The 26524-nt window shown below is 39.4% G+C and carries 22 protein-coding genes; 13 read left to right on the forward strand and 9 right to left on the reverse strand.

Annotation, left to right across the window (positions count from 1 at the left end):
• Positions 1-2: 2 nt before the first annotated feature.
• From J1N10_RS10455 to holB, 3 genes are read right to left on the reverse strand one after another with little or no spacing between them, the layout of a single operon-like run.
• On the reverse strand, positions 3-497 hold the full coding sequence (locus J1N10_RS10455) for a gliding motility lipoprotein GldH (protein ID WP_262326648.1): 495 nt from the start codon (positions 495-497) through the stop codon (positions 3-5).
• Complete coding sequence (locus tag J1N10_RS10460; protein ID WP_262326649.1) at positions 475-1764, reverse strand: PSP1 domain-containing protein; 1290 nt, start codon at positions 1762-1764, stop codon at positions 475-477. Before J1N10_RS10460 ends, J1N10_RS10455 begins: the two co-directional genes overlap by 23 nt.
• 39 nt (positions 1765-1803) lie before the next feature.
• Positions 1804-2925, reverse strand: coding sequence for a DNA polymerase III subunit delta' (gene holB / locus J1N10_RS10465; protein WP_262326650.1), 1122 nt, complete (start codon positions 2923-2925; stop codon positions 1804-1806).
• A gap of 201 nt (positions 2926-3126) precedes the next feature.
• On the opposite strand from holB, the gene J1N10_RS10470 reads away from it, so the two are divergent.
• From J1N10_RS10470 to J1N10_RS10480, 3 genes are all read left to right on the forward strand, one after another.
• The gene (locus J1N10_RS10470) at positions 3127-3906 is read left to right on the forward strand and encodes a radical SAM protein (RefSeq protein ID WP_262326651.1); all 780 of its coding nucleotides are present in this window, start codon (positions 3127-3129) and stop codon (positions 3904-3906) included.
• 41 nt (positions 3907-3947) lie between these two features.
• The gene (locus tag J1N10_RS10475) at positions 3948-5027 is read left to right on the forward strand and encodes a glycosyltransferase (RefSeq protein WP_262326652.1); all 1080 of its coding nucleotides are present in this window, start codon (positions 3948-3950) and stop codon (positions 5025-5027) included.
• Positions 5028-5222: 195 nt separating this feature from the next.
• Positions 5223-5675, forward strand: coding sequence for a hypothetical protein (locus tag J1N10_RS10480; protein WP_262326653.1), 453 nt, complete (start codon positions 5223-5225; stop codon positions 5673-5675).
• Positions 5676-5780: 105 nt separating this feature from the next.
• On the opposite strand, the gene J1N10_RS10485 is transcribed toward J1N10_RS10480, so the two are convergent.
• Positions 5781-6668: a hypothetical protein gene (locus J1N10_RS10485; protein WP_262326654.1), complete on the reverse strand. Its 888-nt coding sequence runs from the start codon at positions 6666-6668 to the stop codon at positions 5781-5783.
• A 272-nt stretch (positions 6669-6940) separates the two neighbouring features.
• Here J1N10_RS10485 and J1N10_RS10490 point away from each other — a divergent pair, with 272 nt between their 5' ends.
• From J1N10_RS10490 to J1N10_RS10500, 3 genes are read left to right on the forward strand one after another with little or no spacing between them, the layout of a single operon-like run.
• The gene (locus J1N10_RS10490; RefSeq protein ID WP_262326655.1) at positions 6941-8764 is read left to right on the forward strand and encodes an Ig-like domain-containing protein; all 1824 of its coding nucleotides are present in this window, start codon (positions 6941-6943) and stop codon (positions 8762-8764) included.
• The gene (locus J1N10_RS10495; protein WP_262326656.1) at positions 8764-9075 is read left to right on the forward strand and encodes an MTH1187 family thiamine-binding protein; all 312 of its coding nucleotides are present in this window, start codon (positions 8764-8766) and stop codon (positions 9073-9075) included. Before J1N10_RS10490 ends, J1N10_RS10495 begins: the two co-directional genes overlap by 1 nt.
• 54 nt (positions 9076-9129) lie before the next feature.
• Positions 9130-9942: a DUF3108 domain-containing protein gene (locus tag J1N10_RS10500; RefSeq protein WP_262326657.1), complete on the forward strand. Its 813-nt coding sequence runs from the start codon at positions 9130-9132 to the stop codon at positions 9940-9942.
• On the opposite strand, the gene J1N10_RS10505 is transcribed toward J1N10_RS10500, so the two are convergent.
• From J1N10_RS10505 to rnr, 4 genes are all read right to left on the reverse strand, one after another.
• Positions 9929-10741 (reverse strand): HAD family hydrolase, encoded by an 813-nt coding sequence (locus J1N10_RS10505; RefSeq protein WP_262326658.1) that lies wholly within the window; start codon positions 10739-10741, stop codon positions 9929-9931. The two genes, J1N10_RS10500 and J1N10_RS10505, sit on opposite strands and share 14 nt — an antisense overlap.
• Positions 10742-10821: 80 nt before the next feature.
• Positions 10822-11739 (reverse strand): homoserine O-acetyltransferase MetA, encoded by a 918-nt coding sequence (metA, locus tag J1N10_RS10510; protein ID WP_262326659.1) that lies wholly within the window; start codon positions 11737-11739, stop codon positions 10822-10824.
• 39 nt (positions 11740-11778) lie between these two features.
• Positions 11779-12390, reverse strand: coding sequence for a TetR/AcrR family transcriptional regulator (locus tag J1N10_RS10515; RefSeq protein WP_262326660.1), 612 nt, complete (start codon positions 12388-12390; stop codon positions 11779-11781).
• A 142-nt stretch (positions 12391-12532) separates the two neighbouring features.
• Positions 12533-14692: a ribonuclease R gene (rnr, locus tag J1N10_RS10520; RefSeq protein WP_262326661.1), complete on the reverse strand. Its 2160-nt coding sequence runs from the start codon at positions 14690-14692 to the stop codon at positions 12533-12535.
• Between the two features lie 223 nt (positions 14693-14915).
• Between rnr and J1N10_RS10525 the strand changes: the two genes are divergently transcribed.
• The 7 genes from J1N10_RS10525 to J1N10_RS10555 all read left to right on the forward strand — a co-directional run bounded on the left by J1N10_RS10525 (position 14916) and on the right by J1N10_RS10555 (position 24613).
• Positions 14916-15731, forward strand: coding sequence for a toxin-antitoxin system YwqK family antitoxin (locus J1N10_RS10525; RefSeq protein WP_262326662.1), 816 nt, complete (start codon positions 14916-14918; stop codon positions 15729-15731).
• A gap of 165 nt (positions 15732-15896) precedes the next feature.
• Positions 15897-17372: a cysteine--tRNA ligase gene (cysS, locus tag J1N10_RS10530; protein WP_262326663.1), complete on the forward strand. Its 1476-nt coding sequence runs from the start codon at positions 15897-15899 to the stop codon at positions 17370-17372.
• A 4-nt stretch (positions 17373-17376) separates the two neighbouring features.
• Positions 17377-18414 (forward strand): M28 family peptidase, encoded by a 1038-nt coding sequence (locus J1N10_RS10535; protein ID WP_262326664.1) that lies wholly within the window; start codon positions 17377-17379, stop codon positions 18412-18414.
• 124 nt (positions 18415-18538) lie between these two features.
• Positions 18539-19141: a ribonuclease HII gene (locus tag J1N10_RS10540; RefSeq protein WP_262326665.1), complete on the forward strand. Its 603-nt coding sequence runs from the start codon at positions 18539-18541 to the stop codon at positions 19139-19141.
• Between the two features lie 341 nt (positions 19142-19482).
• Entirely contained in the window at positions 19483-21633 is a 2151-nt protein-coding gene (locus tag J1N10_RS10545; RefSeq protein WP_262326666.1) for a S46 family peptidase, read from the forward strand.
• A gap of 151 nt (positions 21634-21784) precedes the next feature.
• The gene (locus J1N10_RS10550; protein ID WP_262326667.1) at positions 21785-23935 is read left to right on the forward strand and encodes a S46 family peptidase; all 2151 of its coding nucleotides are present in this window, start codon (positions 21785-21787) and stop codon (positions 23933-23935) included.
• Positions 23936-23983: 48 nt separating this feature from the next.
• Positions 23984-24613, forward strand: a complete 630-nt coding sequence (locus tag J1N10_RS10555) for a ribonuclease H family protein (protein ID WP_262326668.1) — start codon at positions 23984-23986, stop codon at positions 24611-24613.
• Positions 24614-24616: 3 nt separating this feature from the next.
• On the opposite strand, the gene J1N10_RS10560 is transcribed toward J1N10_RS10555, so the two are convergent.
• Positions 24617-26491, reverse strand: a complete 1875-nt coding sequence (locus tag J1N10_RS10560; RefSeq protein WP_262326669.1) for a tetratricopeptide repeat-containing sensor histidine kinase — start codon at positions 26489-26491, stop codon at positions 24617-24619.
• Positions 26492-26524: the final 33 nt, after the last annotated feature.

Consider the following 26524-nt stretch of genomic DNA (forward strand, 5'->3'; position numbering starts at 1 on the left):
TTTTATTCTTCTTTTAAAGCGTGTGCCTTTTCTATTCTCAAACCTACGTTATGAATCCCTTTAATATCATCATCGCGCATTCCCTGCACAATTCTAAAGGTATATTGCCCGGTTTCAGCAAACTTAATATTGCTCTGATAAGGTATCTGCACATGATACAAACTTCCCCAACCAGACCCTAACCAGCGCCCGGTCTCATCAGCCAACACACAATCTACCCTATCTTGTGCTGTTTTTCCAGATGGGCTGATGACATCGACAAATAACCAAAGGTTACTGTTGGGGTAATTGGAATAATTACGCACATTCAACAAGACATTATATGTCTGTTCTGAGCTCTCGATATCCACTTTAAACACAGCCATGGAATCAATATTCCAACCGCCATTGGGGATGGTAACATATTGGTCGAACACAACATTTCGATCGCAACTACTCAATACAATAATGGCCAGCAGTAATGCACCAATAAAACTATTGCTTTTTATTTTGCCCATCGCCTCCTTGTTGTTTGCGTTGATTATTTGGTCGGTATCGTTTCTTTGATTTGTTGTACGGCTTTTTTTCACCTTGTTGCTGATTACCACTCTGCTTTCTGTCACCCGCTTTTCTATCGTGTTGCTTATTGCTACCTGAACGGTTATCTGCCTGTTGGTTACCGCCTCCACTACGACGTCTGCTTGGTCGGCGTTTTTTCTTTTTCTGTTCATCAAAGCGTGTCAGACTTTCTTGGCTAATCACATTATCGTAAGTAGGCTCAGAAACAAGCATCTTAGGCGCTTCGTTGGCCAATTTATCAACCTTCTTACCTTTACGATTTAGACGAATGACCTCTTTGGCTCTGTCCACAGAAAGAGAAACAATGCCTGCCGGAATATCTTTACTCGTGCTGTACCACATGGTACGCGAGAAAATATCCGTTTTAAAATGATAATAGCTTCCATCAACCGTCTCTAAAACAATATTTGTTTTCGGGAAATCTTGCTGAGCATCGATATAAGCATCGAGCTCGTAGTTAAGACAGCATTTCAATTTACCACATTGACCCGCCAATTTTTGAGGATTCAATGAAATCTCCTGGTAACGGGCCGCATTGGTGGTTACCGAAACAAAATTGGTCATCCAGGTTGAGCAACACAACTCTCGTCCACAGGGACCAATACCGCCAATCCGACCAGCTTCCTGGCGAGCTCCAATCTGACGCATTTCAATGCGCACCCGGAAGGTCTCGGCCAGTACCTTAATCAACTGACGAAAATCAACACGCTCATCGGCAATGTAATAGAAGATGGCCTTGGTTTTATCGCCCTGATACTCGACATCGCCAATCTTCATATTGAGGTTTAAACGCTCGGCAATACGACGCGACTCCAACATGGTCTCATGTTCTAATCCACGTGCTTCTTCCCACTTTTCAACATCGGCCGGCTTGGCCTTACGATACACACGCTTAAACTCAAATGTTTCGAGATTGATATTATGCTTTTTCATCTGCAGCAACACCAACTCGCCCGTTAAAGTTACCGTGCCAATATCATGGCCTGGCGATGCTTCAACCGCAACGATATCGCCCTTTTGTATGCGAAGTGCATTGCTATTGCGAAAGTAACCTTTACGCGTGTTTTTAAATTGTATCTCAACAATATCAGTTGTATTGATTGTATCGGGTAAATCTTCCAGCCAATCGTAAACATTGAGTTTACCGCATCGGCTCGAACAACTTTTACAACTCTTCTTTTCTGTATCTTGAATAACTTCTTCCATAAAATAATAAATAAAAGGCTCAATGACCTTGTGAACTTATTACTGCTTTAAAAGCATTATCACCTTTAGGCATAAGTCCATTAATATAATACGAGCATTCCCATTTTGTTCAAGATGAGAATGTGCCAAACTAAATTCCTCACTCAATTGCAGAATATTACCATCGTTTATAAATGGTGAAAAACGTGCCGAGAAATTTTCTTCTTCAGGTGTAAGATACAATAAATCTTGTTCCTGAATGTTCATCATAAAATTTTCGCGAATCAAACGCAGAGCAAATTCAAAGAAATTCTTCTGACGTTCTTTTGATTGACGATTCATGTCATCGCACCAATCAATTAAGTCAAAGAGCTTTCGTTGATAGGCTAAACGCATCATACCTACAAACTTATCAAAAAAGTAAGCGCGTTCTTCACCTTGCCCAACAATTTCTTTAGCCGCCACATAGTTACCAACCGATAGTTTAGCAAATCGTTCACTCTCTTCCTCAGTGATATCATACTCCAATCTGAGAGCTTTAGCTATTTCACTAATCTCCAACGCTGGAATATTTAAACGCTGTGCACGACTTTGAATGGTGCCCAATATCTCATTAGGATTATCCGACACTAATAGAAAAACCGTTCCCTCTGGTGGCTCTTCTAGTAACTTTAGTAATTTATTAGCTGCTGCTACGTGCATCTTTTCAGGCAGCCAAATAATCATCACCTTATACTTGGCTTCAAAAGTTTTAAGACTCAGTTTTTTGATTATCTCCTGACTCTCCTGACTATAAATCAGCCCTTGCTTATCAGCATCCAGAAAGGTAAACCACTGTCGAATATTAAAATAAGGCTCATTCAGTACAAACTGACGCCACTCGTTAATATAAGAATCACTAACCGGATTCTTATGCTTGGTACTTTTCACCACCGGAAACACAAAATGCAAATCGGGATGTATCAGTTTGGAATATTTGACACACGACGGACATTCTCCACACGAATCATCACCCTGACGATTTTGACAGTTTAAGTACTGTGCAAATGCCAAAGCCAGATTAATCTTCCCAACACCTTCCGGCCCTCCAAATAATTGAGCGTGGCTCACACGGTTTTCATTCACCATGTTCACCAAATGTTTCTTAATTCTCTCGTGTCCTATTACCTCGTTAAACTTCATGAAGCAGCCTAAAATTCAAGTCATCAAAGATAGCAATTTAGTTGATTGTGTAAAATGCGGATGACAGCATTGTACACTGCAGGTCATTAACAATTCCTTAAATCAACGAGTCACGATATTTGCAACCACCGATAATGACTTACATCAGTTCGTATCGTTCTTATGCGGATTCCATTACCTTTGTGCAAAAATTTGAATAGCATGTCTACTTTTTTGTTTGATGAAATTGTTTTTGGTCCGGTGAATAGCCGACGCCTTGGTGTTTCATTAGGAATGAACCTACTGCCAGTCAATCGTAAAATTTGCTCCTTCGATTGTATCTATTGCGAATGTGGATTAAATGGTGAATTGGGTGATAAAAGCGGACAAATGCCAACACGTACTGAAGTTAAAACAGCACTAAAAGTCAAACTGCAAAACATGTTGAAAGATGGTTTAAAGCCAGATGTAATAACATTTGCAGGCAATGGCGAACCAACCTTACACCCCGATTTTAGCAACGTGATTGATGACACCATTGAACTACGTGATACATTTTGTCCCGAAGCGCGCATTGCTGTTCTATCCAATGGTTCGCGACTGAACAAACCCAACGTTGTTGAGGCACTTTTGAAAATCGATGACAACATTCAAAAGCTGGATTCTGGATTAACAGAAACCATCTTACGCCTTGATCAACCAAATTATCCATTTAATCTGGAAAAAACCATCCAACAACTGAAAGCATTCAATGGTCAGTTAATTATTCAAACCATGTTTGTCGCCGGAGAAATGAATGGCGTCAATATCGACAACACCACTGAAGCTGACATCAACTCTTGGCTGGAAGCACTCAACGAGATACAGCCTGAAAAAGTAATGATTTATACCATTGAGCGCGACACTCCATACAACTCCCTCAAGAAAGTGCCACTCGAAAAGTTACACGAAATAGCCAAAATTGCCAAAGAAAAAGGCTTTGCTGTTTCGGTATCGGGCTAGGATAATGCCGTCTGCTTGGGGCATTATATTATATTTGTATAGTGGCAAAAGCAAAAATACATCGGCGCATATTGGTCAGTCCGCTTAACTGGGGCCTGGGACATGCAACCAGGTTAATTCCGATTATTGAGGAGTTAATTCTACAAGGCCACTATGTACTCTTGGCCGGTGACGGTTCTTCATTAGCCATTTTAAGAGATGCCTTTCCTCAATTAGACTGGCAAACGCTGCCTGGCTTTAACGTGTCACTTTCTCGTCGCCGAAGCCAGTGCTTACAGTTACTACTACAAGTACCTGCTTTTCTTAGTTCAATAAAAAAAGAACATACCGCTGTAAAAAATGTCATTAACCAATACGCCATCGATTTAATCATTTCGGATAATCGGTATGGCCTTTACTCAAAGCATGTTGCTTCGGTAATAATTACCCATCAAACCAATCCTTACCCCGGCAAGTATTTGGTTTGGATGAGACCTTTCACAAAACGGCTTAGCACCCGTCTTCTTAAACACTTTGACGAATGCTGGCTTCCTGACTCCGAAAGCAAACCAAAACTCTCTGGAACACTTTCCTCCCCTAGTAAAGGATTAATAACAAAATACCTTGGGTATTTATCACGAATAAATACCAACATCAAAACAAACCGTTCATCAGCGCCAGATATTCTCGTCATTTTATCCGGACCAGAACCACAACGCACTTTATTAGAAACAATCCTCATCAAGCAATTAAAAGGAAGCGGATTAAAAACCACCATGCTTTGTGCCCAACCAGAAAGAGACAAAGAACAAATTGAGAATATCACATTACTGCCACACTGTTCGCCTGATGAATACTATAAATTAATAATGAACAGTGAACATATCATCTGTCGCTCGGGCTATTCTACACTAATGGATTTGATGGTGTGCCAAAAAACAGCTTTACTCATCCCTACTCCAGGTCAGTACGAACAAGAATACCTGGCAAAACGAGCTTCTAAATTATTTGGCTTCTCAACTATCAGTCAAAATCATTTAAAGAGCAAAGAAATTACCCATTTCCTTTCGACCTGCTCAAAAACAATGAAGACAGTTACTCCAGTTAAATTCAAGCTCCCATTATTACCTCCAAAGAAGTAGTTTTCCTGTTTCAAACTTGAATTAAGTGCGTTCATCCGGTTTTAAAGTCATCTCATCAATAAAAATGTAACCTTTACGTCCTAAGACAGTATTACTAATCGGAATTGCACATCAAAGATGAATGATTAAACCATCGGAGGTTAATTCTATCTAAACCCATCTCTTACAAGTATTGTAGGATTTATTTTAAACGAAATGACAACGTTACTGATAACATTAATTTCACTTACAGCTTTCGGGCTCTGGTTTTGGAAAAAAGGTTTGGCCTTATTGGCCGAGCGCAATGCCTCCAAAGAACTGGAAAGGGTTTTATTTCCAAATGGCGATAATGAAAAAGAAGCCATATTAGATTCGTTGATTAAGATTACTAAAGGGAAATACAGCCAGGAATTATTGCTTGATTATTTTTTGAAGATAAAGGGCTTACAAGTCGTTAACATGTATGACCCAGTAAATTTCTGGACGCGTAAATTTTTAATGAGCCCAACCAAGCTCAAACTTAACTATTTTGAGCAGGTTAAGTTTTACGAAAACTTTTTAAACTATCCTGAAGCTTCGGCCAGGATAATGGCAAAGTCTACTGAGGATAACGATTATATCACATCCGAATCAAATGGGGGCTTCTACAAGAAGAAGCAGCTGGCTTAGCCAGCAAACAAATGGGTGCAAGTGGACGACAATTACCACTTGTCAGGAAAGAAGAACGGGAAGCCAATTGGCTTCCCGTTTTATTTTATCATTTTATAAAATCAGCTATTTTAATTCAAAAGTACTGGTGCCTATATTAAAACCATCCACAAATACATCTACCGTATAAACTCCACTCAATAATTCTCCATCGGCCGCTGTATAAAACACACAAATATCAACATCTTCGCCACCATATTCAAACTCGCGACTGGCCGAGTAATTGATTTCCTGCTCTTCGTAGGTAAACACATTATCCTTCGAAGTGATTAATAACACATCATCCGGACGTTGAATACGCACATAAACTGTTTTCAAACCAACAGGTGCTGTAACATTTTTCTGAATTGTACAGCACATGCGAATTTTAGCAACACTTCTGGCTTTCTTTGTCGTTTTCCCCTTAGAATTTAACCCAACTGTTTCAATATTTCGCGTTTCAAGCTGCGATGCAATTTCCACTTTTTTATCCAGTGTTTTCTTTACTTCTTCCAGCTCCTTATACGATTGTGCTATTTCATCATGCCGTTTTCGGTATTGTATGTTTTCCTGTGTCAGCTCCTCATTCCGTCTATTAAGTGAATCTATCTGAACAACAAAACTGCGCATAACACCGCGAAGTGTGGTCAGTTCTTTTTTATACTCCCTGATTTTACGGGCATTAGTGGCTTTAATGGTTTTTATCTCTTCAATTAAATGAGTAATTTTTTCACGCTCCTGCTCCAACATCAGGTTTAGTGTATCATTATTACTATGAAGCGAGTCATAATCTAAAGCCAAGGCTTGAAACTCCTCTGTTAAAAGAAATTTTTCCTCGGTCATCTCTTCCACTACTGCTCTATACTCATGTCGGTGGCTTATAAAAAAGAATAATATAACAGCAATCACAACTAATGCAACTCCACCAACTATATAGGCTAATTTGTTTGATGATGGTTTGTTTGTATTTTCCATAATTAACAGTCTACTTTTGGGTCTGAACACAAAGTTATTATTTTTTAACAGGCCTGCAATGAACGTCATTACAGTAAAACCAGTCTAACATGCCCAAAAATCATGCTAAACTTGATATTTAGAGGAAAAGCATCGTAAATCAATCCACTATTTACAAAGGAATTAAAACCAAAAAATAAGCTAACTTATCAGCGATTATTGAAAATAGAGATGACACTATATGAACTACCGAACTATTATATAAATTTGTGAAGAATTAAAAAATAGCTGTTTTGAAGAAAAAGATATTTCAACTAGCCTTAATCGCTGTTATTGCTCAACTATTTTGGTATTGTGCCAACGTGGGTATGCCTACTGGTGGATTAAAAGATGAAGACCCTCCTGTTGTTGTCAAATCAACACCCAAAGCCAATGCTTTAAATTACCAGGAGAAAACTATTTACATTGAGTTTGATGAACTAATTCAATTAAAAGACTATAGAAGCAAATTTATTGTTTCGCCTCCGGTTAATGAACAACCTATTGTAGAAGCTCGTGGCAACCGCTTAATGATAACCTTTGAAGAAGACTTGCAACCCAACACCACTTATACGCTTGATTTTGCTGATGCCATAGTTGATAACAACGAAGGAAATGTGTTAGATAATTATTCATTCTCATTTTCAACTGGAGAATATATTGATTCACTGCAAGTATCCGGTAATTTATACGACGCTGATGATTTATCGCCTTCGGAAGGTGTGTTGATTTATTTACACAATAACCTGAACGACACAGCTATTCAAACATTGGTACCCATTCGTATGGCAAAAACCAACTCACAAGGCCGATTTAACATTCGTAATGTAAGCCCTGGCAAATACCGTGTCTACGCCCTTGATGACGCTAATAGAAATAACAAGTTTGATCAACCAGGTGAAGCCATGGCCTGGTCGGATATTATTGTAGAGCCGTCTTTTGAATATCGTACTTTTGCCGATACAATTCGCATCGACTCCTTAGAAACGGACTCGCTTCACTATTACGAAAAATTAGTTTACACACCAGATAGTTTCAAGCTTTTTAAATTTCAACATGATTACAAAGAGCAGTACCTGACAAGTGAGGAACGTAACGAACGGGCAAAGTTGACCTATTACTTTAATCGTCCGCTTGAAGAAGATGCCCAAATAGCATTAACCGGCAAAGAAGACCTAAGCGATGTATTTTTGATGGACCGGTCAGTGAAGAACGACACCGTTACATTCTGGTTAAGCGATAGCACTTACTATAACCAAGACTCATTATCAGTTTCGTTGAGTTATTTGATGCGCGATTCACTGGACAAACCATACACCCGAACGGACACCATTGCCATGTACTTTTTTGAAGTGAAGGAAAAGAAGAAAAAGAAACGAAAGAAAGACGATGAGCCGGAACCAATTCCAACTATCCAGCTAAAGAATATGAAAAATAAACTGGATGTATTCGGGCAGTTTCATTTCTCATTATCAGCACCGGCAACGGAATTTAACACCAATGCCATTACGCTGTTTAATCACAAAGACACTATACCAGAAGAACAGCCCTTCGAGTTTATTCATAACGAAGAGCAAATTCTCAACTACACCATCAAAAGCAACTGGGAACCAGGCGTTAAATATGAAATGATTATTGATTCTGCGGCCATTTTCGATATCTATGGTCTGTATAACGATTCGATTAATAGTCAATTCACTATTAAAACAATTGATAGCTACGGGTTAATTCGCATTCAGGTACTAAACCCTCAAGATAATTGGTTGGTACAATTAATCAACCGAAAAGATGTTATTGTGCAACAAACATATATTAAGAACGAGTCTGGAAAAATTGGTTTCCGCTATATTAATCCAGGCGAATATATGTTGCGTATTGTTGTTGACAAAAATAAAAATGGCCAATGGGATAGCGGCAATTATTATGAACGTATTCAACCTGAAGAAATCATTTACTTCCCTAAGAAATTAAACATTCGTAAAAACTGGGAAGACAACTATGGCACTTGGGATCCAATCCAGTTTAACGTTGATAGTTTCTCCAAACAATTCCGCAAACCAAAGAAAAAAGAAGAATAATGTCAGTACTGCTTAATTTTGCTATGTTCCCAACTGATAAAGGGGACAGCGTGAGCCAATATGTGAGTCAGATTATTAATCACATTAAAGAAAGTGGTGTAAGTTACAAACTCAACCCAATGGGTACAACCATTGAAACTGACACCATGGAACAAGCACTTCAAATCGTACAAGAGAGTTACGATATTCTTGAACCTGTTTCAAACCGGGTGTATTGCTCCATAAACATTGATGCACAAAAAAACAAAAGTCAGCGAATAGCCAGCAAAATAGCTTCCATTGAAGCTAAAATTGGTGAAGTCAACAAATAAGCCCAATCATCAAAGGCACTGTTTTTGTTAGCAAACTGCCTTAAATAATTATTTATGCAGAAATTACTTTCAGCAGTGCTTTGTGTGTTTTTGAGCCTGTCCATCAGTGCCCAATGCAAGGATGTTAACACTGCATTTAAAGCAGGCGAAGTAGTAAAATACCACGCCTACTACAACTGGGGTTTTATCTGGCTCAATGCCGGTCAGGTTTCATTTACCGTAGAAAATACAAAGGTAGATAACGAACCTGCCTATCATTTAAAAGCACATGGTGCCACCTATTCTTCTTACGATATACTTTTCAAAGTGCGCGATACATTTGAAACAGTTGTTGACACGCTACACCTCGAACCTTTTGAATTTAAGCGTATCACTAACGAAGGCAGCTACCACGCCAGCTATCTTTATCAATTCGACAGAAAAACACGACAGATAAGCGCTCGCATACAAAAAGAAAAAGAAGCACAACGCGATACCATTTTACAGTGGAAAAATTGTTCGTTTGACCTGCTAACAATGGTTTATAAGGCTCGAAATATCGATTACTCTAAATACAGAGAGAATGATAAAATACCAATCAACATGGTGGTTGACGGTGAAATTCACGATATCTACATCCGTTATTTAGGGAAAGAAACCATCAAAAACAGAGATGGAAGACATTTTAACTGTTTAAAATTTTCTCCTCTATTGGTGGAAGGCACCATTTTTAAGAGTGGAGAAGACATGACTGTTTGGGTCACTGACGATGCTAATCGTATCCCGATAATTGTGGAAGCTAAAATTCTGTTTGGTTCGGTTAAGGCCGTTTTTGTCGATGCCATCAACACACGTTATCCGATAAGTGCAGAGATTAAAAAGAAGTGAATCGCATTTTCCAATCATCAAGTGGTGACTGATGCACATTAACTAAATTGGTAAATTGCTGCTTCAACTCTTGTGGTGCATTATCAACCACAAAGGCATTTTGGAACGTTGATAACATATCTAAATCGTTGTAGTCATTACCAACAACTGTTACATTTTCAGGCGCAATCTTTTCTATTCCACAAACCTCTAAAATACCATTGGCCTTAGACACTTCAGTATTAAAACATTCCATCCAAATACTGACTCCATCGATGGGCGATGTGGCACGAACAACCTTCACTCCTAATAGTTGTTTTGCTATGGCTTCATACATCTCCATATCAGGAATAAAAGCCAGTGTTTGTGTATAATCCAACTTTGGTACTGAGCCATTTATCACCTCGGCATGAGGGTGGTTAAACTCCAGATAACGTTCAAAATCTGGATGCGCATCATCGCCTTCGGGATGATAAAACAAATGATTTTCGGGAATAGGGTGATGCAAAGTATATTCGACATGGTATTGCTTAAAAACTTCAACAACCTCTTTGGTTTTTTCATAACCCAAATGACGAGTTGACAAAAGTTGTTTGGTTTTCCAGCAATACAAGCCAGCACCTGATGAAAACACCAGATAATCGATAGGAAAATCATCGGGTAAAACCCGAAAGGCCGATTGTAATGTGCGACCAGTTGCTACAACACGAATATAACCCATCGTCCCAAGCTGCCTCAACACGCCAAGGTCTTGCTTATTAAAATCTTTATCGCGGGCTAAAATGGTACCATCAAGGTCAGTGGCAAACAGTTGAGACATATCCTCTATTTTTACAATCAAAGCTACTAACTTAATTATAGTTGAGCGTATAATCTGTCACAAAATATGACTCATCATTTTTAGTGAATTTTCTCCAGCTCAAATGGGGTAGCCTGATACACATAGTAGTTCAACCAGTTAGAATACAACAAACTGGCATGACTTCGCCATAGCACCATCGGTTCATTTTCCGGATTGTCATCAGGAAAATAATTGGCTGGAATAGCAATATCCAAACCTTTTGCAACATCACGGTCGTATTCCTCTTTCAATGTCGATGCATCATACTCAGAATGCCCCGTTACAAATATCTGACGACGGTCTTTAGACATCACCATGTAAACACCAGCTTTTTCTGATTTCGAAAGCAAAACCAAATCAGGATGTGCTACTATCTCACTCTCCAACACCTCGGTATAACGCGAATGTGGTGCATGGTATAAATCATTAAAACCACGCATTAAGGGTTCTTCACGTTTTTCAACTGTGTGTTTAAAAATGCCAAACATCTTTTTATTGAGCTGGTATTTTTTGATGCCATAATGGTGAAACAAACCAGCCTGAGCCCCCCAGCAAATATGGAAAGTACTCGTCACATTTACTTTACTCCAGTCCATTATCGTCTGCAATTCGGGCCAGTAGTTCACATCCTCAAACTCCAACAATTCAACGGGCGCACCGGTAATAATCATACCATCGTATTTGTTAGCCCGCACTTCGTCAAATACTTTATAAAAAGCAAACAGGTGTTCGCGTGGTGTATTCTTCGATACATGACTTGAGGTCATTAAAAAATCGACCTCAACCTGCAATGGACTGTTTGACAAGGCTCTGAGCAGGTGTGTTTCTGTCGCAATCTTCAGCGGCATCAGATTAAGAATCAAAATCTTCAGCGGTCGTATATCTTGATGCAAAGCGCGTGTTTCACCAATAACGAAAACATTTTCGTTTTCCAGCACATGGCGAGCAGGCAGGGCATCTGGTATTTTAATTGGCATATGGTGGTTGTGTTGTGTGGTGGTTAATGTTTTGCAAAACTATCGTTTTACAATTCCGAAAAACAGAATATTTAAGATATTATCAATTTGCACCTTAAAGTCTTCGAAATTATCTAAAGCCTTAAATAGTGGCCCTTCTAATCCTTTCAAGGCAATAGCAATAGCAACAGCCGCCATATTCACATTTTTCACCAGGAAGCTATCGTCTTTTTGCCCTTCTTCCAACATCTGGGTCAATAGCCGGGCTTCTTCAGCCTCACCTTTCCCTCTGAGTTTATCAAAGAAATCGTATGCACCTAAAGCATCATCTTTGAGTACCTTCATATAATTTTCCAACATATGAATGGTTTTCATGCGTGTGATTACATACTCTTTAAATTTCTCTTTTGGTGGCAACTCCGAATCAACCACTTTATTTAATTCTGTGAACAAGATGTCTTTTTCAAGCTCAATAACAGCCTGAAAAATCTCTTCCTTGTTTTTAAAGTAGTAATACAGTGAGCTTTTTCCTTTTCGCAACGCATGGGCAATATCTTCCATGGTTGTTTTTTTGTAGCCAAATTTTGCAAATAGCTCTCTGGCTGCCTCAATAATTGCAACGCGCATTCCGTCACTTGTCGTTTCTGACGGATAAGCAACTCCTATAGTCATCCCGGTGTTTTTAATAAGTATTTAGTACAAAAATAAAAATACTTTTTTCGAAATCAAAAGCACAGACCAAATGATTCTAAAATTAAAACTCATATTTACCTGATTATAAATAACCTAAAATCAACTGAACCATTCGGTCGAATTACTTTTTATCATCAACCAGAGCAAAATCCAATTGCTTTTTCTCCAGGTTGGCATTCGCTATCGATATCTTAAGTTTATCTCCAAGCTGATATTTCCGATTATATTTTCTACCGACTATGCAATAATTATCTTCGTCAAAAGTATAGAAGTCATCGTCCAAATCGCGAATTGGAATCATGCCTTCACACTTATTTTCAATGATTTCAACATACAAGCCCCATTCGGTTACACCTGAAATCACTCCATCAAACTCTTCTCCCAGGTGGTCCTTCATAAATTCGACCTGCTTGTATTTGATAGAAGCGCGCTCGGCATCGGCAGCTCTTTGTTCCATGTCGGAGCTATGCTCACACATTTCTTCATAAGTTTCTTCATTAACTGAGCGACCACCATCAAGGTAACGTTGCAGCAAACGATGCACCATCATATCAGGATAACGACGAATAGGCGATGTAAAATGCGAATAGTGCTTAAATGCTAACCCATAGTGTCCTATATTATGCGTTGAATAAACCGCTTTGGCCATGGTACGAATAGCCAGCGTTTCAATCATATTTTGCTCACCTTTACCCTGCACCTCTGTCAACAAGCGGTTGAGCGATGAACTAACCGACTCTGTTCCTTTAGGCATGGCCTCGTAACCAAAACGACGAACAAAAGAGGCAAAGTTTTCAAACTTATCAGGATTTGGCACATCATGAATGCGGTAAACAAATGTCTTCGCTTTTCCTCTGCGTCCCTTATCCAATTCATTATTTCCAATCAATTGCGCTACTTTCTTATTGGCCAGCAACATAAATTCTTCAATCAGCTTATTGGCATCTTTCGACTCTTTGAAGTACACACTAAGCGGCTTACCTTTTTCATCAATATTAAATCGCACCTCAACACGTTCAAAACCAACTGAACCTTCAGCAAAGCGTTTATCGCGCAACTGTTTGGCCAATTTATCCAAGGATAGAATCTCATCTTTCAAATCACCTTCGCCTGTTTCAATGATTTCTTGTGCCTCTTCATAAGTAAAACGGCGATCGGAATAAATCACTGTTCGTCCAAACCAACTGTTATGAATATTGGCATCATCGTCCATTTCAAACACTGCCGAAAAGCATAGCTTCTCTTCATGCGGACGAAGCGAACAAATGAAGTTACTTAAGCGCTCTGGTAACATCGGCACAACCCTATCAACCAGGTACACCGAAGTAGCGCGTTCATAAGCCTCTTTTTCCAATAAGGTTTTTGGTTGTACATAATGCGTTACATCGGCAATGTGCACACCCACTTCCCAACGACCGTTATCCAGCTTCTGAATCGACAAGGCATCGTCAAAATCTTTCGCATCAACCGGATCAATCGTAAAAGTTGTGACATTCCTAAAATCACGACGTTGCTTAATTTCTTCTTCTGTGATTTCTGCGTTGATGGTTTCGGCTTCGTCAATGACCTCCTGCGGATAGCGATAAGGCAAATTGAATTCGGCCAGTATGGCATGCATCTCCGTATGATGGTCACCTGCATCACCCAATACATCAACAATTTCACCAATTGGATTCTTAGCTCGCTCAGGCCATTCCACAATTCGCGCAATGGCTTTCTGTCCGTCTTTAACACCATTCAGACCTTTGGCTGGTATAAAAATATCGTGCGACATCACACGGTCATCTACCACTAAAAAGGCTAATCCACGATTCATTTGCATCACGCCAACAAACGTATCACGCTTACGTTTTAATATCTCAATAATTTCACCTTCGGGCTGACGATGACGACGACGTGCATGCATAAACACCTTAACATGATCACCATTCAAAGCCTGGTTCATATTATTTCGCGGAATAAAAATATCGCCACCTTCATTTTCTTCATCAGGCACAACATATGCTGAACCGGATGCTGTCATATCAACCACTCCTGTTAAGGTAGAACCCCGACTCAATAATTTATATTTCCCTGCAGCAACTTCAGTCAGATAGCCCGACTCAAATAATTCATTAAGGATTATTTGCACTTTTTGCCGCCCCGTTTTCTTTCGAACCTCTAAAAGCGATGATACTTGCTTGTAATTAAAAGTGCGTTTAGGGTTATTATAAAACAGGCCTTGTATTAATTGTCTTAGCTCATCTGTTCGAGATGGCTTTTTCTTTTTCTTCTTTACCATTCTATAACTATTTCTGGTTTACGATTCTCAACCTCCAAAACTATTTCGGTATTAGTGGGCTCGAGAATCATATTACTTCCTGCATCAGAAGCAATACCCAAAGGTATAAAATAAATTGGAGCACAATTCTTTCTAATTTATGATAACCTTTTGGCATTATTATCAGTATAAAAAGTTCTAACAAGTCAATTCGTTAGGCTACTAAACACCCAATATTGTTACAATGCAAAACGTCTTTATTATTATATTACTGACAGTTAGCTTCAATACAATGGCTCAATCATATGAGCTATATAAAGGAGATACCATTAACTATACCGATATTAACAATCACAAACAAGGATTATGGATTAAATTCAATAATTCGGGTGACCAGATTTTAGAACAAGGTGTTTATGCAACCAATAAAAAGTCTGGCTGGTGGATATGTTATTACCCCGATGGGAAGGTGAAGCATAAAATTACCTATAAAAATGGTAAAGCCATCGGACCTGCCGAGTTCTATTATGAGAATGGGTTAATATCGGAACAAGGCAACTGGAACATCGATCATTGGAAAGGGAACTATCGGTTTTACAATAAAAACGGAAGCCTTGCCTACGATTGGAACTACGACGACAAAGGCCAGCGAACAGGGACACAAAAATACTACCACGACAATGGCACCTTGAAATACACAGGCGAATGGAATGATGGCAAAGCCACTGGTACCCTAAAGATTTTCGATGATACAGGAAAACTTATTACCGAGCGTGTTTACAATAATGGTGAGTTTCAGGAAAACAAAGCGATTACTGAAAACATTACTACCAACGAAATAGCTCCGCGACAAGAAGTACCTGAGAGCAAGCATGCCTCTACATTTAAAGGAACAGGTAACCACACCGTTTATAACATGCACGGATTAGTTGAGAAGCAAGGATTCTTTGTTAATGGTAAGATTTTCACAGGTAAACACTGCTTCTACAACGATAGTAAAAAGCTGACAAAAGTGATTCATTACCAAAATGGCAATATCGTAAAAACGGAAGAATTTTAAATTTTAAACTCCCAAATAGGAGTTCGACAAAACCTAAAAAGGTGCAATCCATTAACTTATTTGCAAATATTAACAGTATTAAAGGGTTAAAATAGTGCCCGGGGGTACAAGGATTTTTGTAATTTAGCGGCTTGTTAAAAATTCCACAATTAGGTTTGAGCAAGCATGGAAAATAAATTATTTCTATACAACACCCTATCCCGAAAGAAAGAAGAGTTTCAACCCATTCACCCCAATCATGTTGGTTTGTACGTATGTGGACCAACAGTTTATGGAGATCCTCACTTGGGACACACGCGTCCGGCCATAACGTTTGATATATTATTCAGATACCTAAAACACACCGGCTTTAAAGTACGCTATGTGCGCAATATTACCGATGTTGGCCACCTCGAAAATGATGGCGATACAGGCGAAGATAAAATTGCTAAAAAAGCTCGATTGGAAGAATTGGAGCCAATGGAAGTAGTACAACACTACACCAATCGTTATCAATTGTTCATGGACGAGTTAAATGTTCAACGACCAAGCATTGAACCACGTGCATCGGGTCATATCATTGAGCAACTGCAGATTGTTGAAGACATCCTCAAAAAAGGACTGGCCTACGAAAGCAATGGATCGGTTTATTTTGATGTTGAGAAATATAACAAAGAGCATAATTACGGTGCTTTGTCAGGTAGAAATATTGAAGACCTGCTAAGCACCACCCGTGAGTTGGATGGTCAGACCGAAAAACGCAACAGCTTTGATTTTGCTTTATGGAAAAAAGCAGCTCCTGAGCACATCATGCGATGGCCGTCTCGTTTTAGCGATGGCTTTCCGGGTTGGCACCTCGAGTGTTCGGCTATGAGCGCCAAATACCTAGGCACCGAATTTGATATCCATGGTGGTGGTATGGATTTGTTATTCCCACACCACGAGTGTGAGATTGCTCAGAGTACTGTTTGCAACGGCCATACGCCAGCTCGCTACTGGATGCACAACAACATGATTACTATCGATGGACAAAAGATGGGTAAATCATTAGGCAACTTTATTACATTAGAACAACTATTCTCGGGCGAGCACAATAAACTGGAGCAGGCTTACAGTCCGATGACGATACGTTTCTTTATTATGCAGGCTCACTATCGCAGTACACTTGACTTCTCTAACGAAGCTTTGCAGGCATCACAGAAAGGCATGGAGCGACTGCTTGAAGCGTATGGCAACATGGATAAATTAGTTGCTTCTGACGCATCAAGCTATAGTGTTCAGGAGATTAGCGACAAATGTTATGCAGCTTTAAACGACGACCTTAATACGCCTATTTTAATCGCTCACCTGTTTGATGCAGTGAAAAATATCAACAGTATGTTGGCCGGCAAAGCGACTTTAACTGCTGATGACCTGGAAGCACTAAAGCAGCTAATGAGCAATATGGTGGTAGATATTTTAGGATTAACGGTAGAAAGTAATAGTAATGCCGGTGGTAATGATGAATTATTATCAGAATCTATTAACTTGTTGCTGAATTTACGCGTTGATGCCAAAACCAATAAAGATTGGGCAACCGCCGATAAAATCAGAAATGAACTGCAGGCACTGGGCGTTGAAATTAAAGACACAAAAGACGGCTTCGAATGGAGCATAAAATAATACGATGCAAATAACATTGAAACATACAACAGCAGGTTTGGCAATAGTTGCCAGCCTGCTTTTTTTTGGCTGTAATGCTCACAAGTCAGATAAAAAAAGTACAACTACTAAAGCTAAGGTGCAACAAGTAGCCACTCCGGTTTTTAATGCCGATTCAGCTTACCAGTACATCAACAACCAGGTTGACTTTGGACCTCGCGTGCCCAACACTAAAGAACACACCGCCTGTGCCCAATACCTGGCCAACGAACTAAAGCGCTTTGGTGCCGATGTGATTGTGCAAGAAGCCGATGTGATAGCATTTGACAACTCGGTATTAAAGGCAAAGAACATTATTGGCCAATACAATACCAACCTAAAAAAACGGGTGCTACTATGTGCTCACTGGGATACTCGCCCTTTTGCTGATCACGACAGAGATCCTTCAAAAAGGGATTTAGCCATTGACGGTGCCAATGACGGTGCCAGTGGCGTTGGCGTTTTATTGGAAATAGCCCGACAAATTAATATAACACAGCCTAATGTTGGTATCGACATCATATTCTTTGACGCCGAAGATCATGGTCAGCCCGATCATCGAAACTTGCCAGCTATTGAAAACGACTGGTGCCTGGGCTCGCAATACTGGGGTAAAAATCCACATGTAGAAAACTATCGGGCATCATACGGCATCTTATTGGATATGGTAGGGGCACCCAATGCCTCTTTCTACTTCGAAGGCTATTCAATGAGTTTTAACCCGGGTTTAGTGAATTACATCTGGGATATTGCAAGCGAAATTGGTTACGATTATCATTTTAAGAAAGAAAGAGGACATACTATTACTGACGATCATGTGTATGTTACACAACTACGTAACTTCCCTTGTATTGATATTATTCAGCAAGTGATGGAAGATCGCTTTGACAAAAACGGCGATTACATCAATCACTCATTTGGCAGTTACTGGCATACGCACAACGACAACATGAGCAACATCGACAAAGGCACATTAAAAGCCGTTGGCCAAACAGTTTTAGAGGTGATTTACAGAGAAAACTAAATAAACATCCCTCACTTCTTCCGTATTTCTCCCCAAGGGGAGAATTAATAAGAATGCAATCTTCCTCAAGGGGAAGTCCCATATGGCGATAGGGATTAACATCAAGCTAATTGCTAAATAAAACATGCCCAACTTACTTCCATATTTAAACGAACAACTCATTGAAGCCGGTTGCGACGAAGCCGGTCGTGGTTGTCTGGCTGGCCCGGTGGTAGCTGCAGCCGTCATCTTACCAAAAGATTTTAAGCATGAGTTACTTAACGACTCAAAGCAACTTACTGAAAAGCAACGTCAGAAGCTGCGCCCCATCATCGAACAAGAAGCCATAGCCTGGGCAGTTAGTTTTGTTGACCATAAGGAGATTGATGAAATCAACATATTAAAAGCATCGTATGTAGCCATGCACCGGAGCGTTGATCAACTTAAAACCAAGCCGGAACACCTATTAATAGACGGTAACCGTTTTATACCTTACAAAGGCATTGACCACACCTGTATAATCAAGGGGGATGGCAAGTATCTATCCATTGCAGCAGCCAGTGTACTGGCCAAAACTCACCGCGATGAATACATGGAAAAGATGCACGAACAATATCCACACTATGCCTGGGACAAAAACAAAGGCTATCCCACTAAAGCTCACCGGGCGGGCATTAAAGAACATGGCATTTCGCCCATCCACCGCCTTACATTTCGCTTATTAGATGAGCAGTTGAGCTTGTTTTAAATTAAATAATCGACACTAGGCTAGCTAATAATATTTAGCAATAATCGCGCTCTGAATAATCTCTAATTAGATTATGATTCTTTAATCACAATACGATATGGCAGCTGATTAGTCCATTCAAAAAATAAAATTACAAACCCCATATTGCACTCAATACAAACGCTGTTTTAAAACACACCAGCCTTTTCAGCAAAAATTATATCTTTGGCATTCTGAAAACGATTATAAATCAATAGACTTTGAATGTTGGACGAGCTTTGATTGTTGATAACTGTCCCATTTACAATCACTAATAACAATTAAAATTTGTAAGCAACTTCAAATCATTAAAGTACAATAGTATGAGAAGAATAGCAGCAATTTTGCTAGTAGCATGCATCGGCTTTGTGCAATTCGCAAAAGCAGATGAAGGTATGTGGCTATTGCCACTTATCAACAAATTAAACATTGAGAAGATGCAAGAAATGGGCTTCAAGCTTTCGGCTGAAGAAGTTTATAGCATCAATAATAACAGCTTAAAAGATGCCATTGTTATTTTTGGTCGTGGCTGTACAGGTGAATTAATTTCTGACCAGGGATTAATTTTAACCAACCATCACTGTGGATATGGTAACATTCAGGAATTAAGTTCAGTTGAGCACAACTACCTGAAAGACGGATTCTGGGCCAAGAGCTTAGAAGAAGAATTACCAGCACCAGGCTTATCGGTTACATTTTTGAAGTATATGACGGATGTTACTGAGGAAGTTAATGCTGAGCTTAACGACAACATGACTGAAGAAGAGCGAGCAGCTAAAATTAAAGAAGTATCGGCTAAATTAGTTGAAGCAGCTAAGGAAGGCAATGAGTATCAAATTCGTGTTCAGAGCTATTTCGAAGGCAACCAGTTCTTTTTAATCGCTTACGAAAAATTTAACGATGTTCGTTTTGTAGGTGCTCCTCCTTCATCCATTGGTAAATTTGGTTTCGACACCGATAACTGGATGTGGCCTCGCCATACTGGTGACTTCAGTATGTTCCGTGTATATTGCGGTCCTGATGGAAAACCAGCTGAATATTCAAAAGACAATAAACCTTATAAGCCAGCACATCACTTACCTGTATCATTAAAAGGTGTGCAGATGGACGATTATGCAATGACCATTGGTTTCCCTGGTAGCACTGAACGTTATTTAACATCTTGGGGTATCGAAGAGCGTATGGACATCGTAAACCAGGCTCGCATTAAGCCTCGCGGTGTTAAGCAAGATATCTGGTTAAAAGATATGCGTGCCGACGAAAAAGTAAACATTCAGTATGCGTCTAAATTTGCAGGTAGCTCAAACTACTGGAAAAATTCGATTGGTATGAACCGCGGTCTGGAGAAATTAAATGTTCTTGGACAAAAGCGCGAGTTAGAGAAAGAATTTACCAACTGGGTGAATGCTGATGCTGATAGAAAAGCAAAATATGGCAATGTGTTAGCTGAGCTGGAAAAATCATATGCCGATCGTGCTTCTTTTGTAAAAGCAACATCATTTATTGCCGAGTGCCAGTTACGTGGTGCTGAAGTATTCTACTTTGCTTATAGAGCTAAAACTCTGGAAAAAGCATTAGAAGAAGGTGAGCAGGAGGCAATTGATAAAGCTGTTGCTGCCCTAAAAGCCGGAGGCGAAAGCTTCTTTAAAGATTACAACCCTGAAACGGATCGTAAAGTGATAGGTGCATTATTAAAAATGTACAACGATGACATTGATGCTAAATATCACCCATCATTCTATGCTACTATTAACAAGAAATTTAAAGGTGACTTCCAGAAGTTTGCTGATTTCCTATTCAACAAATCAGTATTTATGGATGAAGCTCGCTTTAATGCCTTCCTTGAAAAGCCTTCGTTAAAAGTGCTTCAGAAAGACTACGCATTTATTGGTGGTGTTTCATCAATTGAGAAGTATCGCGAAATCAAAAATATGGAAGCAGAAAGTGCTATTGCTATCCACAAAAACAACCGCCTATTTATTGCCGGTTTATTTGAAATGCAGCCAGACAAAGTATTCTATCCGGATGCCAACTTCACCATGCGTTTATCATACGGTAAAGTAGGCGACTACGAGCCAAAAGATGGTGTTATTTATAAGCACTACACAACTATTGAAGGCATCATGGAAAAAGAAGATCCAGATAACTTCGAGTTTGAAGTGCCTGCTAAATTAAAAGAGCTTTGGAAGAACAAAGACTACGGACAATATGCTGATGCAGCTGGTTATATGCCTGTTTGTTTTACATCCAATAACGACATTACAGGTGGTAACAGCGGTAGTCCGGTTATCAACGCCGAAGGTCACTTATTTGGCTTGGCTTTCGATGGTAACTGGGAAGCAATGAGTGGTGATATCGCTTTTGAAACAGAGCTTCAGAAGTGTATCAATGTTGACATCCGTTACGTACTTTTCATTATTGACAAGTACGCTGGTGCAACTAACCTGATTAATGAAATGACTTTGGTGAAATAATCCAGAGCTATAGGATAAAGTAAAAAGAGCTGTTGGAATATTCTGACAGCTCTTTTTTTTGTTAAAATTGCTTAAAATGGATACTATTCATAGTATTCACCCATATAATCTTGTAGTTTCGTGCCACTTGAATATTAAGCTAACTAGATAAATGCGCATATTAATAATCACCATATTAACACTATTGTGTTCGTCTGCTTTAAAAGCTGATGAGGGCATGTGGCTTCCTTATTTAATCAGTGAAAGACAGATTGAGTTAATGCACGAAAAAGGCCTACAGATTCCATTCGAATCAGTATACAGCCATTCTCAACCCTCATTAAAAGATGCCATTGTTTCGTTAGACGATGGTGCCTGCACAGGTGAATTTATTAGTCGTAAGGGTCTATTGCTGACAAACCACCATTGCGGTTACAGTGAGATACAACAGCACAGTAATATCGAGCATAATTATTTAGAAAACGGATTCTGGGCCAAATCTTTGAGTGAGGAACTGGCCAATCCTGGCAAAACAGCAACCCTCTTGATTGAAGCACATGATGTAACCAACCAAATCATCACTCAGGCCATTGAACAATCAGGTTCTGAAAGAACGGTAATCATCGATAGTTTAATCCAGGTAATTGAGCATGAAGCAGCAGCAAAATATAAGCTCGATGCTAAAATTAAACCGCTTTTTAGTGGCAACACCTACATATTATTTCTGACACAGACCTTTCGTGATGTTCGATTAGTCGGCACTCCTCCTTCATCCATCGGTAAATTTGGTGGCGACACTGATAACTGGATGTGGCCTCGTCACACTGGTGATTTCAGCTTTTTCCGTGTTTATTGTGCTCCCGATGGCTCTCCGGCTGATTATTCGCCAAACAACATTCCGTTTGAACCTAAAATGCATTTAAAAATTAACCTGCAAGGCATCAACAAAGGCGATTATACAATGACTCTTGGTTACCCTGGACATACTCAACGCTACCTCACTTCGCATGGCATGCAGGAAATCAAAGACATCATCAACCCAATAGTTGCAGAAACCAGAGGTATTAAACAGGACATATGGTCAAAAGCCATGCAGTCATCGGAAGAAATTAATATTAAGTATGCTGCCAAATATTCGGAGTCGAGCAATTACTGGAAATATGCCATAGGCCAAAACAAAGCATTGGAAAAACTTGGCATTATTGAGGCGCAAATAGAAAAAGAGAAAAACTTCGCTGATTGGATAAGAGGTGACTCTATACAACTAAACAAATACGGCAAAGCACTTCCGGTAATTGAAGCATCATTCTTACTTGGCAAAAAACTCACTTTGGCTGAGACCATCACACAGGAAACCATGCTTGAAGGTCCTGAAATAATTCGCTTTGCCCTCGAGATTAGCACCCTTTACATGGAGCTGCAAGAAACGAAAAGTGACACTAAAGCTTATCAGCAACAACTCCAACTATGCACCAACACAATCAACCAACTTTATAAAGATTTTGATGCAAAGGTTGATCAAGAGGTTTTTGATGCCATGTTAGGCTATTACCTAAAACAAAGCCCTGAAAACCTTAGGCCAGAAATAGTGTCATTGCTAGGTAAAAAGTACCTGGATGATTGGTCTGGCTTTGCTGCTTACCTCTATCACAAATCAGCCTTAACCAATCCAAACCAGGCATTGGAGCTTATCAAAAGTAAAAATGAGGATGCTTTCTTTGAAGATCCAGCCATTGCCTTTTCGTACCAGGTGCTATCGCATTTTTATCAAATGCTGGATATTCACAATAAGCTAAACCGTCAGTACAATGACGCACAACGACTGCTTGTGGAAGGATATATGCTGCATGACAATAAAGATTTTTATCCGGATGCCAACAGTACGCTAAGATTATCGTATGGTACGGTGGGTGATTATGAACCTAAAGATGGTGTTCGTTACAAATACCTGACAACCTTAAGTGGTATTATTGAAAAAGAAGATGCTGAACAGATTGAATTCATTGTTCCCGAGCAACTAAAAACACTTTACAGAAACAAAGATTTTGGTTCGTATGCACTTGAGAATGGCAAAATGCCCGTTTGCTTCCTCACCAATAATGATATTACAGGTGGTAACAGTGGCAGCCCGGTGCTTAATGGGAAAGGTGAGTTAATAGGCGTAGCTTTTGATGGCAACTGGGAAGCCATGACCAGCGATTTAGCTTACGAAGAGCAATTACAGAAGTGCATCTGTGTTGACATGCGTTATATTTTATTTATCCTTGATAAAATGGCCGGCGCGCAAAATTTAATTAATGAGATGGAGTTTATTCATCAATAACAAATTCGATTTATATTTATACACTCATCACTCATTAGTTAAATCGAAATGGCAAAAAACAAGTATTATGTAGTTTGGGTAGGCGCCAAACCCGGCATTTACAAAAGCTGGCCTGAATGTCAGGCACAAATAAAAGGTTTTCCGGCAGCAAAATACAAAGGTTTTGCTACGCTCGAGGAAGCACAAGCGGCTTATAGCAATGGGTTTTCAAACTATATATCATCGGCCACAGGGGGCCGTAAAACCAAGACGCCATCCATCAACTCAAGAGCTAACATTATCAGCAATAGCATAGCCGTTGACGCAGCTTGTAGTGGCAATCCAGGTGTGATGGAGTATCAAGGTGTTTACACCAAAGACGAGCGTCAGCTGTTTCATCAGAAGTTTAACCTGGGAACCAATAACATTGGTGAATTTCTCGCATTGGTGCATGGCATTTCCTATTTACAAAAAAACAACCTGAATATTCCGATTTATTCCGATTCAAAAATTGCTATTGGCTGGGTAATGAAAAAACAATGCAAGTCGAAACTAGCCGAAACAGCTAAAACTAAAGAACTGTTTGAACTGGTTAGAAGAGCAGAACACTGGCTTAAAACCAACACCATTAATGTCAAGATTTTAAAATGGGATACTAAAAACTGGGGAGAGATTCCAGCTGACTTTGGCCGCAAATAACTCTTAATTTAATGTGACGTACGGCACCTTAAATACCACGCGGGTTCCTTTACGACCATATTTCGACAGGTCTTCCACTTTTAATGTAACCGACTGGTTTTTAATATTATCATTCATCAATTCAAGACGCTCTTTTGTCAGCCCCATTGCCACGGATTGATGCTTTTTACCAGTAATCTTACTTTTTTCCATCGAGCGCTTAATACCAATACCATTATCTTCAATCGAAAACATCAGCTTATCGTCATTTCGCTGCAAGTGCACATGAATGTAGCTTCCCTCTTCCGTCAACTCACCATGTTCAATGGCATTCTCCAAAAATGGCTGGGTTAGCATGGGCGGAACCAGCACATTGTTTAACTCTATTGACTCGTCAAAATCAACCTTGTAATTAATCTTATTATCGAACCGTCGGTTTTGAAGGCTCATATATTTATCCAATATCTCTTTTTCTTTTTTTAGAGTGATGCGCTCTTCTTTGGCATACTGCAATATCAAACGCATCAAAGTAGAGAAATCGGCAACGAAATCAACAGCATCTTCCTGGTTATTCTCCAAAATAATACATTGTAACGCCGACAATGAATTGAAGATAAAGTGTGGATTCATCTGGGTTCGAAGCACTTTCTGCTCCATGTTCAGTCGACGCTGACGCTCCTTAATCTTTAAAACATTCACCCAAATCAAAACAATAATGGTTGATAAGAGAAAGAACAACGACACACCCCATAAATACAAACGATTACGCTCTACTTTAGCCGTTATCGCCAACAGTTCTTTTTCACTTTTAGCATTATGGTATTTCTTCTCCAACTCAATCATTTTATCAAGTTGTTGCTGGTTAAATATTGAATCCTTTAACTCTATAGACGCTTCCAACAGCTCATTGGCCAATTGATATTTTCCCAATGCCTTGTAGGCCTGATATAACTCTTCAAGGTTCTCGCTCCTTACCTCTCTTAAGCCTACTTTTTTATTGTATTCTGCTGCATACTGATAAGCATTAAGTGCCTTTTCGACCTGCTGGTTATTTAAGTACATTTCCCCCATCATGCTATAGGTATGTACTAAGCCAACTTGATCGTTAAGACGAGTAAATACCCCCAATGCCTTGTTAAAATAAGCATCTGCTCTACTGTATTGGCCTTGCAAACCAAATAAACGTCCAAGGTTAGCAGAAACCGATGCCATACCTTCTTCGTTGCCCATCCTATCATAGGCATCATAGGCTTTCTTGTAATACTTAAAACCGGCATCTAAATCATTGATGCGCACACTAATCACGGCCATATTATTGGTAACAGCTGCTATAGAAGAGAAATCATCCAATTCTTCATAAATAGCAAGAGCATTATTATAATATTCATACACCAAATCATAACGCTCCCATTTGCCATAAATAATACCAAGGTTTTGATATGACATGGCGATGCCTTCTTTATTCCCGTCTCGTTTCTCGAGTTCCAACGAATGATTATAAGCCACCAAAGCACTATCGAAATTCGCTTTGAGATAATGAATCAAGCCTATATTATTATATAGCACAGCTAAATAAGTAGAATCATCCCCGCGTTGAAAATTTGCCAATGCTGCCTTATACGAATTAAGCGACTGGCTCAACTCTTGCTGATAGTAATATACCTCAGCCATAAAAGAATGGTAATAAGCATCTTTCTTTATTTCTTCAAAAGGACAGTCCTCAAGGTGCTCCATGGCTAACTCCCTGATACTGTCAATATTTTCGGGCACAAGAGCATTTAGCTCATTCATCCGTTGAGTCCACTTTTCCTCTTGCGAAATTTCTGAAGTTTGTCCTGTTACGTTTATAACAACAATAAAAAACAGTAAGGAAATAACAAAAATACGAGTGCTTGCCATAATCATAATGTAACAGTAATCAAAAATAACACA

Source organism: Carboxylicivirga litoralis, from assembly GCF_025499605.1.
Lineage (GTDB): Bacteria > Bacteroidota > Bacteroidia > Bacteroidales > Marinilabiliaceae > Carboxylicivirga > Carboxylicivirga litoralis.

What these genes read in the sequence shown, in the direction of transcription:
- J1N10_RS10455 (WP_262326648.1), bottom strand. Translation starts at nt 497, where the DNA reads ATGGGCAAAATAAAAAGCAATAGTTTTATTGGTGCATTACTGCTGGCC.
- J1N10_RS10460 (WP_262326649.1), bottom strand. Translation starts at nt 1,764, where the DNA reads ATGGAAGAAGTTATTCAAGATACAGAAAAGAAGAGTTGTAAAAGTTGT.
- holB (WP_262326650.1), bottom strand. Translation starts at nt 2,925, where the DNA reads ATGAAGTTTAACGAGGTAATAGGACACGAGAGAATTAAGAAACATTTG.
- J1N10_RS10470 (WP_262326651.1), top strand. Translation starts at nt 3,127, where the DNA reads ATGTCTACTTTTTTGTTTGATGAAATTGTTTTTGGTCCGGTGAATAGC.
- J1N10_RS10480 (WP_262326653.1), top strand. Translation starts at nt 5,223, where the DNA reads ATGACAACGTTACTGATAACATTAATTTCACTTACAGCTTTCGGGCTC.
- J1N10_RS10485 (WP_262326654.1), bottom strand. Translation starts at nt 6,668, where the DNA reads ATGGAAAATACAAACAAACCATCATCAAACAAATTAGCCTATATAGTT.
- J1N10_RS10495 (WP_262326656.1), top strand. Translation starts at nt 8,764, where the DNA reads ATGTCAGTACTGCTTAATTTTGCTATGTTCCCAACTGATAAAGGGGAC.
- J1N10_RS10500 (WP_262326657.1), top strand. Translation starts at nt 9,130, where the DNA reads ATGCAGAAATTACTTTCAGCAGTGCTTTGTGTGTTTTTGAGCCTGTCC.
- J1N10_RS10505 (WP_262326658.1), bottom strand. Translation starts at nt 10,741, where the DNA reads ATGTCTCAACTGTTTGCCACTGACCTTGATGGTACCATTTTAGCCCGC.
- metA (WP_262326659.1), bottom strand. Translation starts at nt 11,739, where the DNA reads ATGCCAATTAAAATACCAGATGCCCTGCCTGCTCGCCATGTGCTGGAA.
- J1N10_RS10515 (WP_262326660.1), bottom strand. Translation starts at nt 12,390, where the DNA reads ATGACTATAGGAGTTGCTTATCCGTCAGAAACGACAAGTGACGGAATG.
- rnr (WP_262326661.1), bottom strand. Translation starts at nt 14,692, where the DNA reads ATGGTAAAGAAGAAAAAGAAAAAGCCATCTCGAACAGATGAGCTAAGA.
- J1N10_RS10525 (WP_262326662.1), top strand. Translation starts at nt 14,916, where the DNA reads ATGCAAAACGTCTTTATTATTATATTACTGACAGTTAGCTTCAATACA.
- cysS (WP_262326663.1), top strand. Translation starts at nt 15,897, where the DNA reads ATGGAAAATAAATTATTTCTATACAACACCCTATCCCGAAAGAAAGAA.
- J1N10_RS10535 (WP_262326664.1), top strand. Translation starts at nt 17,377, where the DNA reads ATGCAAATAACATTGAAACATACAACAGCAGGTTTGGCAATAGTTGCC.
- J1N10_RS10540 (WP_262326665.1), top strand. Translation starts at nt 18,539, where the DNA reads ATGCCCAACTTACTTCCATATTTAAACGAACAACTCATTGAAGCCGGT.
- J1N10_RS10545 (WP_262326666.1), top strand. Translation starts at nt 19,483, where the DNA reads ATGAGAAGAATAGCAGCAATTTTGCTAGTAGCATGCATCGGCTTTGTG.
- J1N10_RS10550 (WP_262326667.1), top strand. Translation starts at nt 21,785, where the DNA reads ATGCGCATATTAATAATCACCATATTAACACTATTGTGTTCGTCTGCT.
- J1N10_RS10555 (WP_262326668.1), top strand. Translation starts at nt 23,984, where the DNA reads ATGGCAAAAAACAAGTATTATGTAGTTTGGGTAGGCGCCAAACCCGGC.
- J1N10_RS10560 (WP_262326669.1), bottom strand. Translation starts at nt 26,491, where the DNA reads ATGGCAAGCACTCGTATTTTTGTTATTTCCTTACTGTTTTTTATTGTT.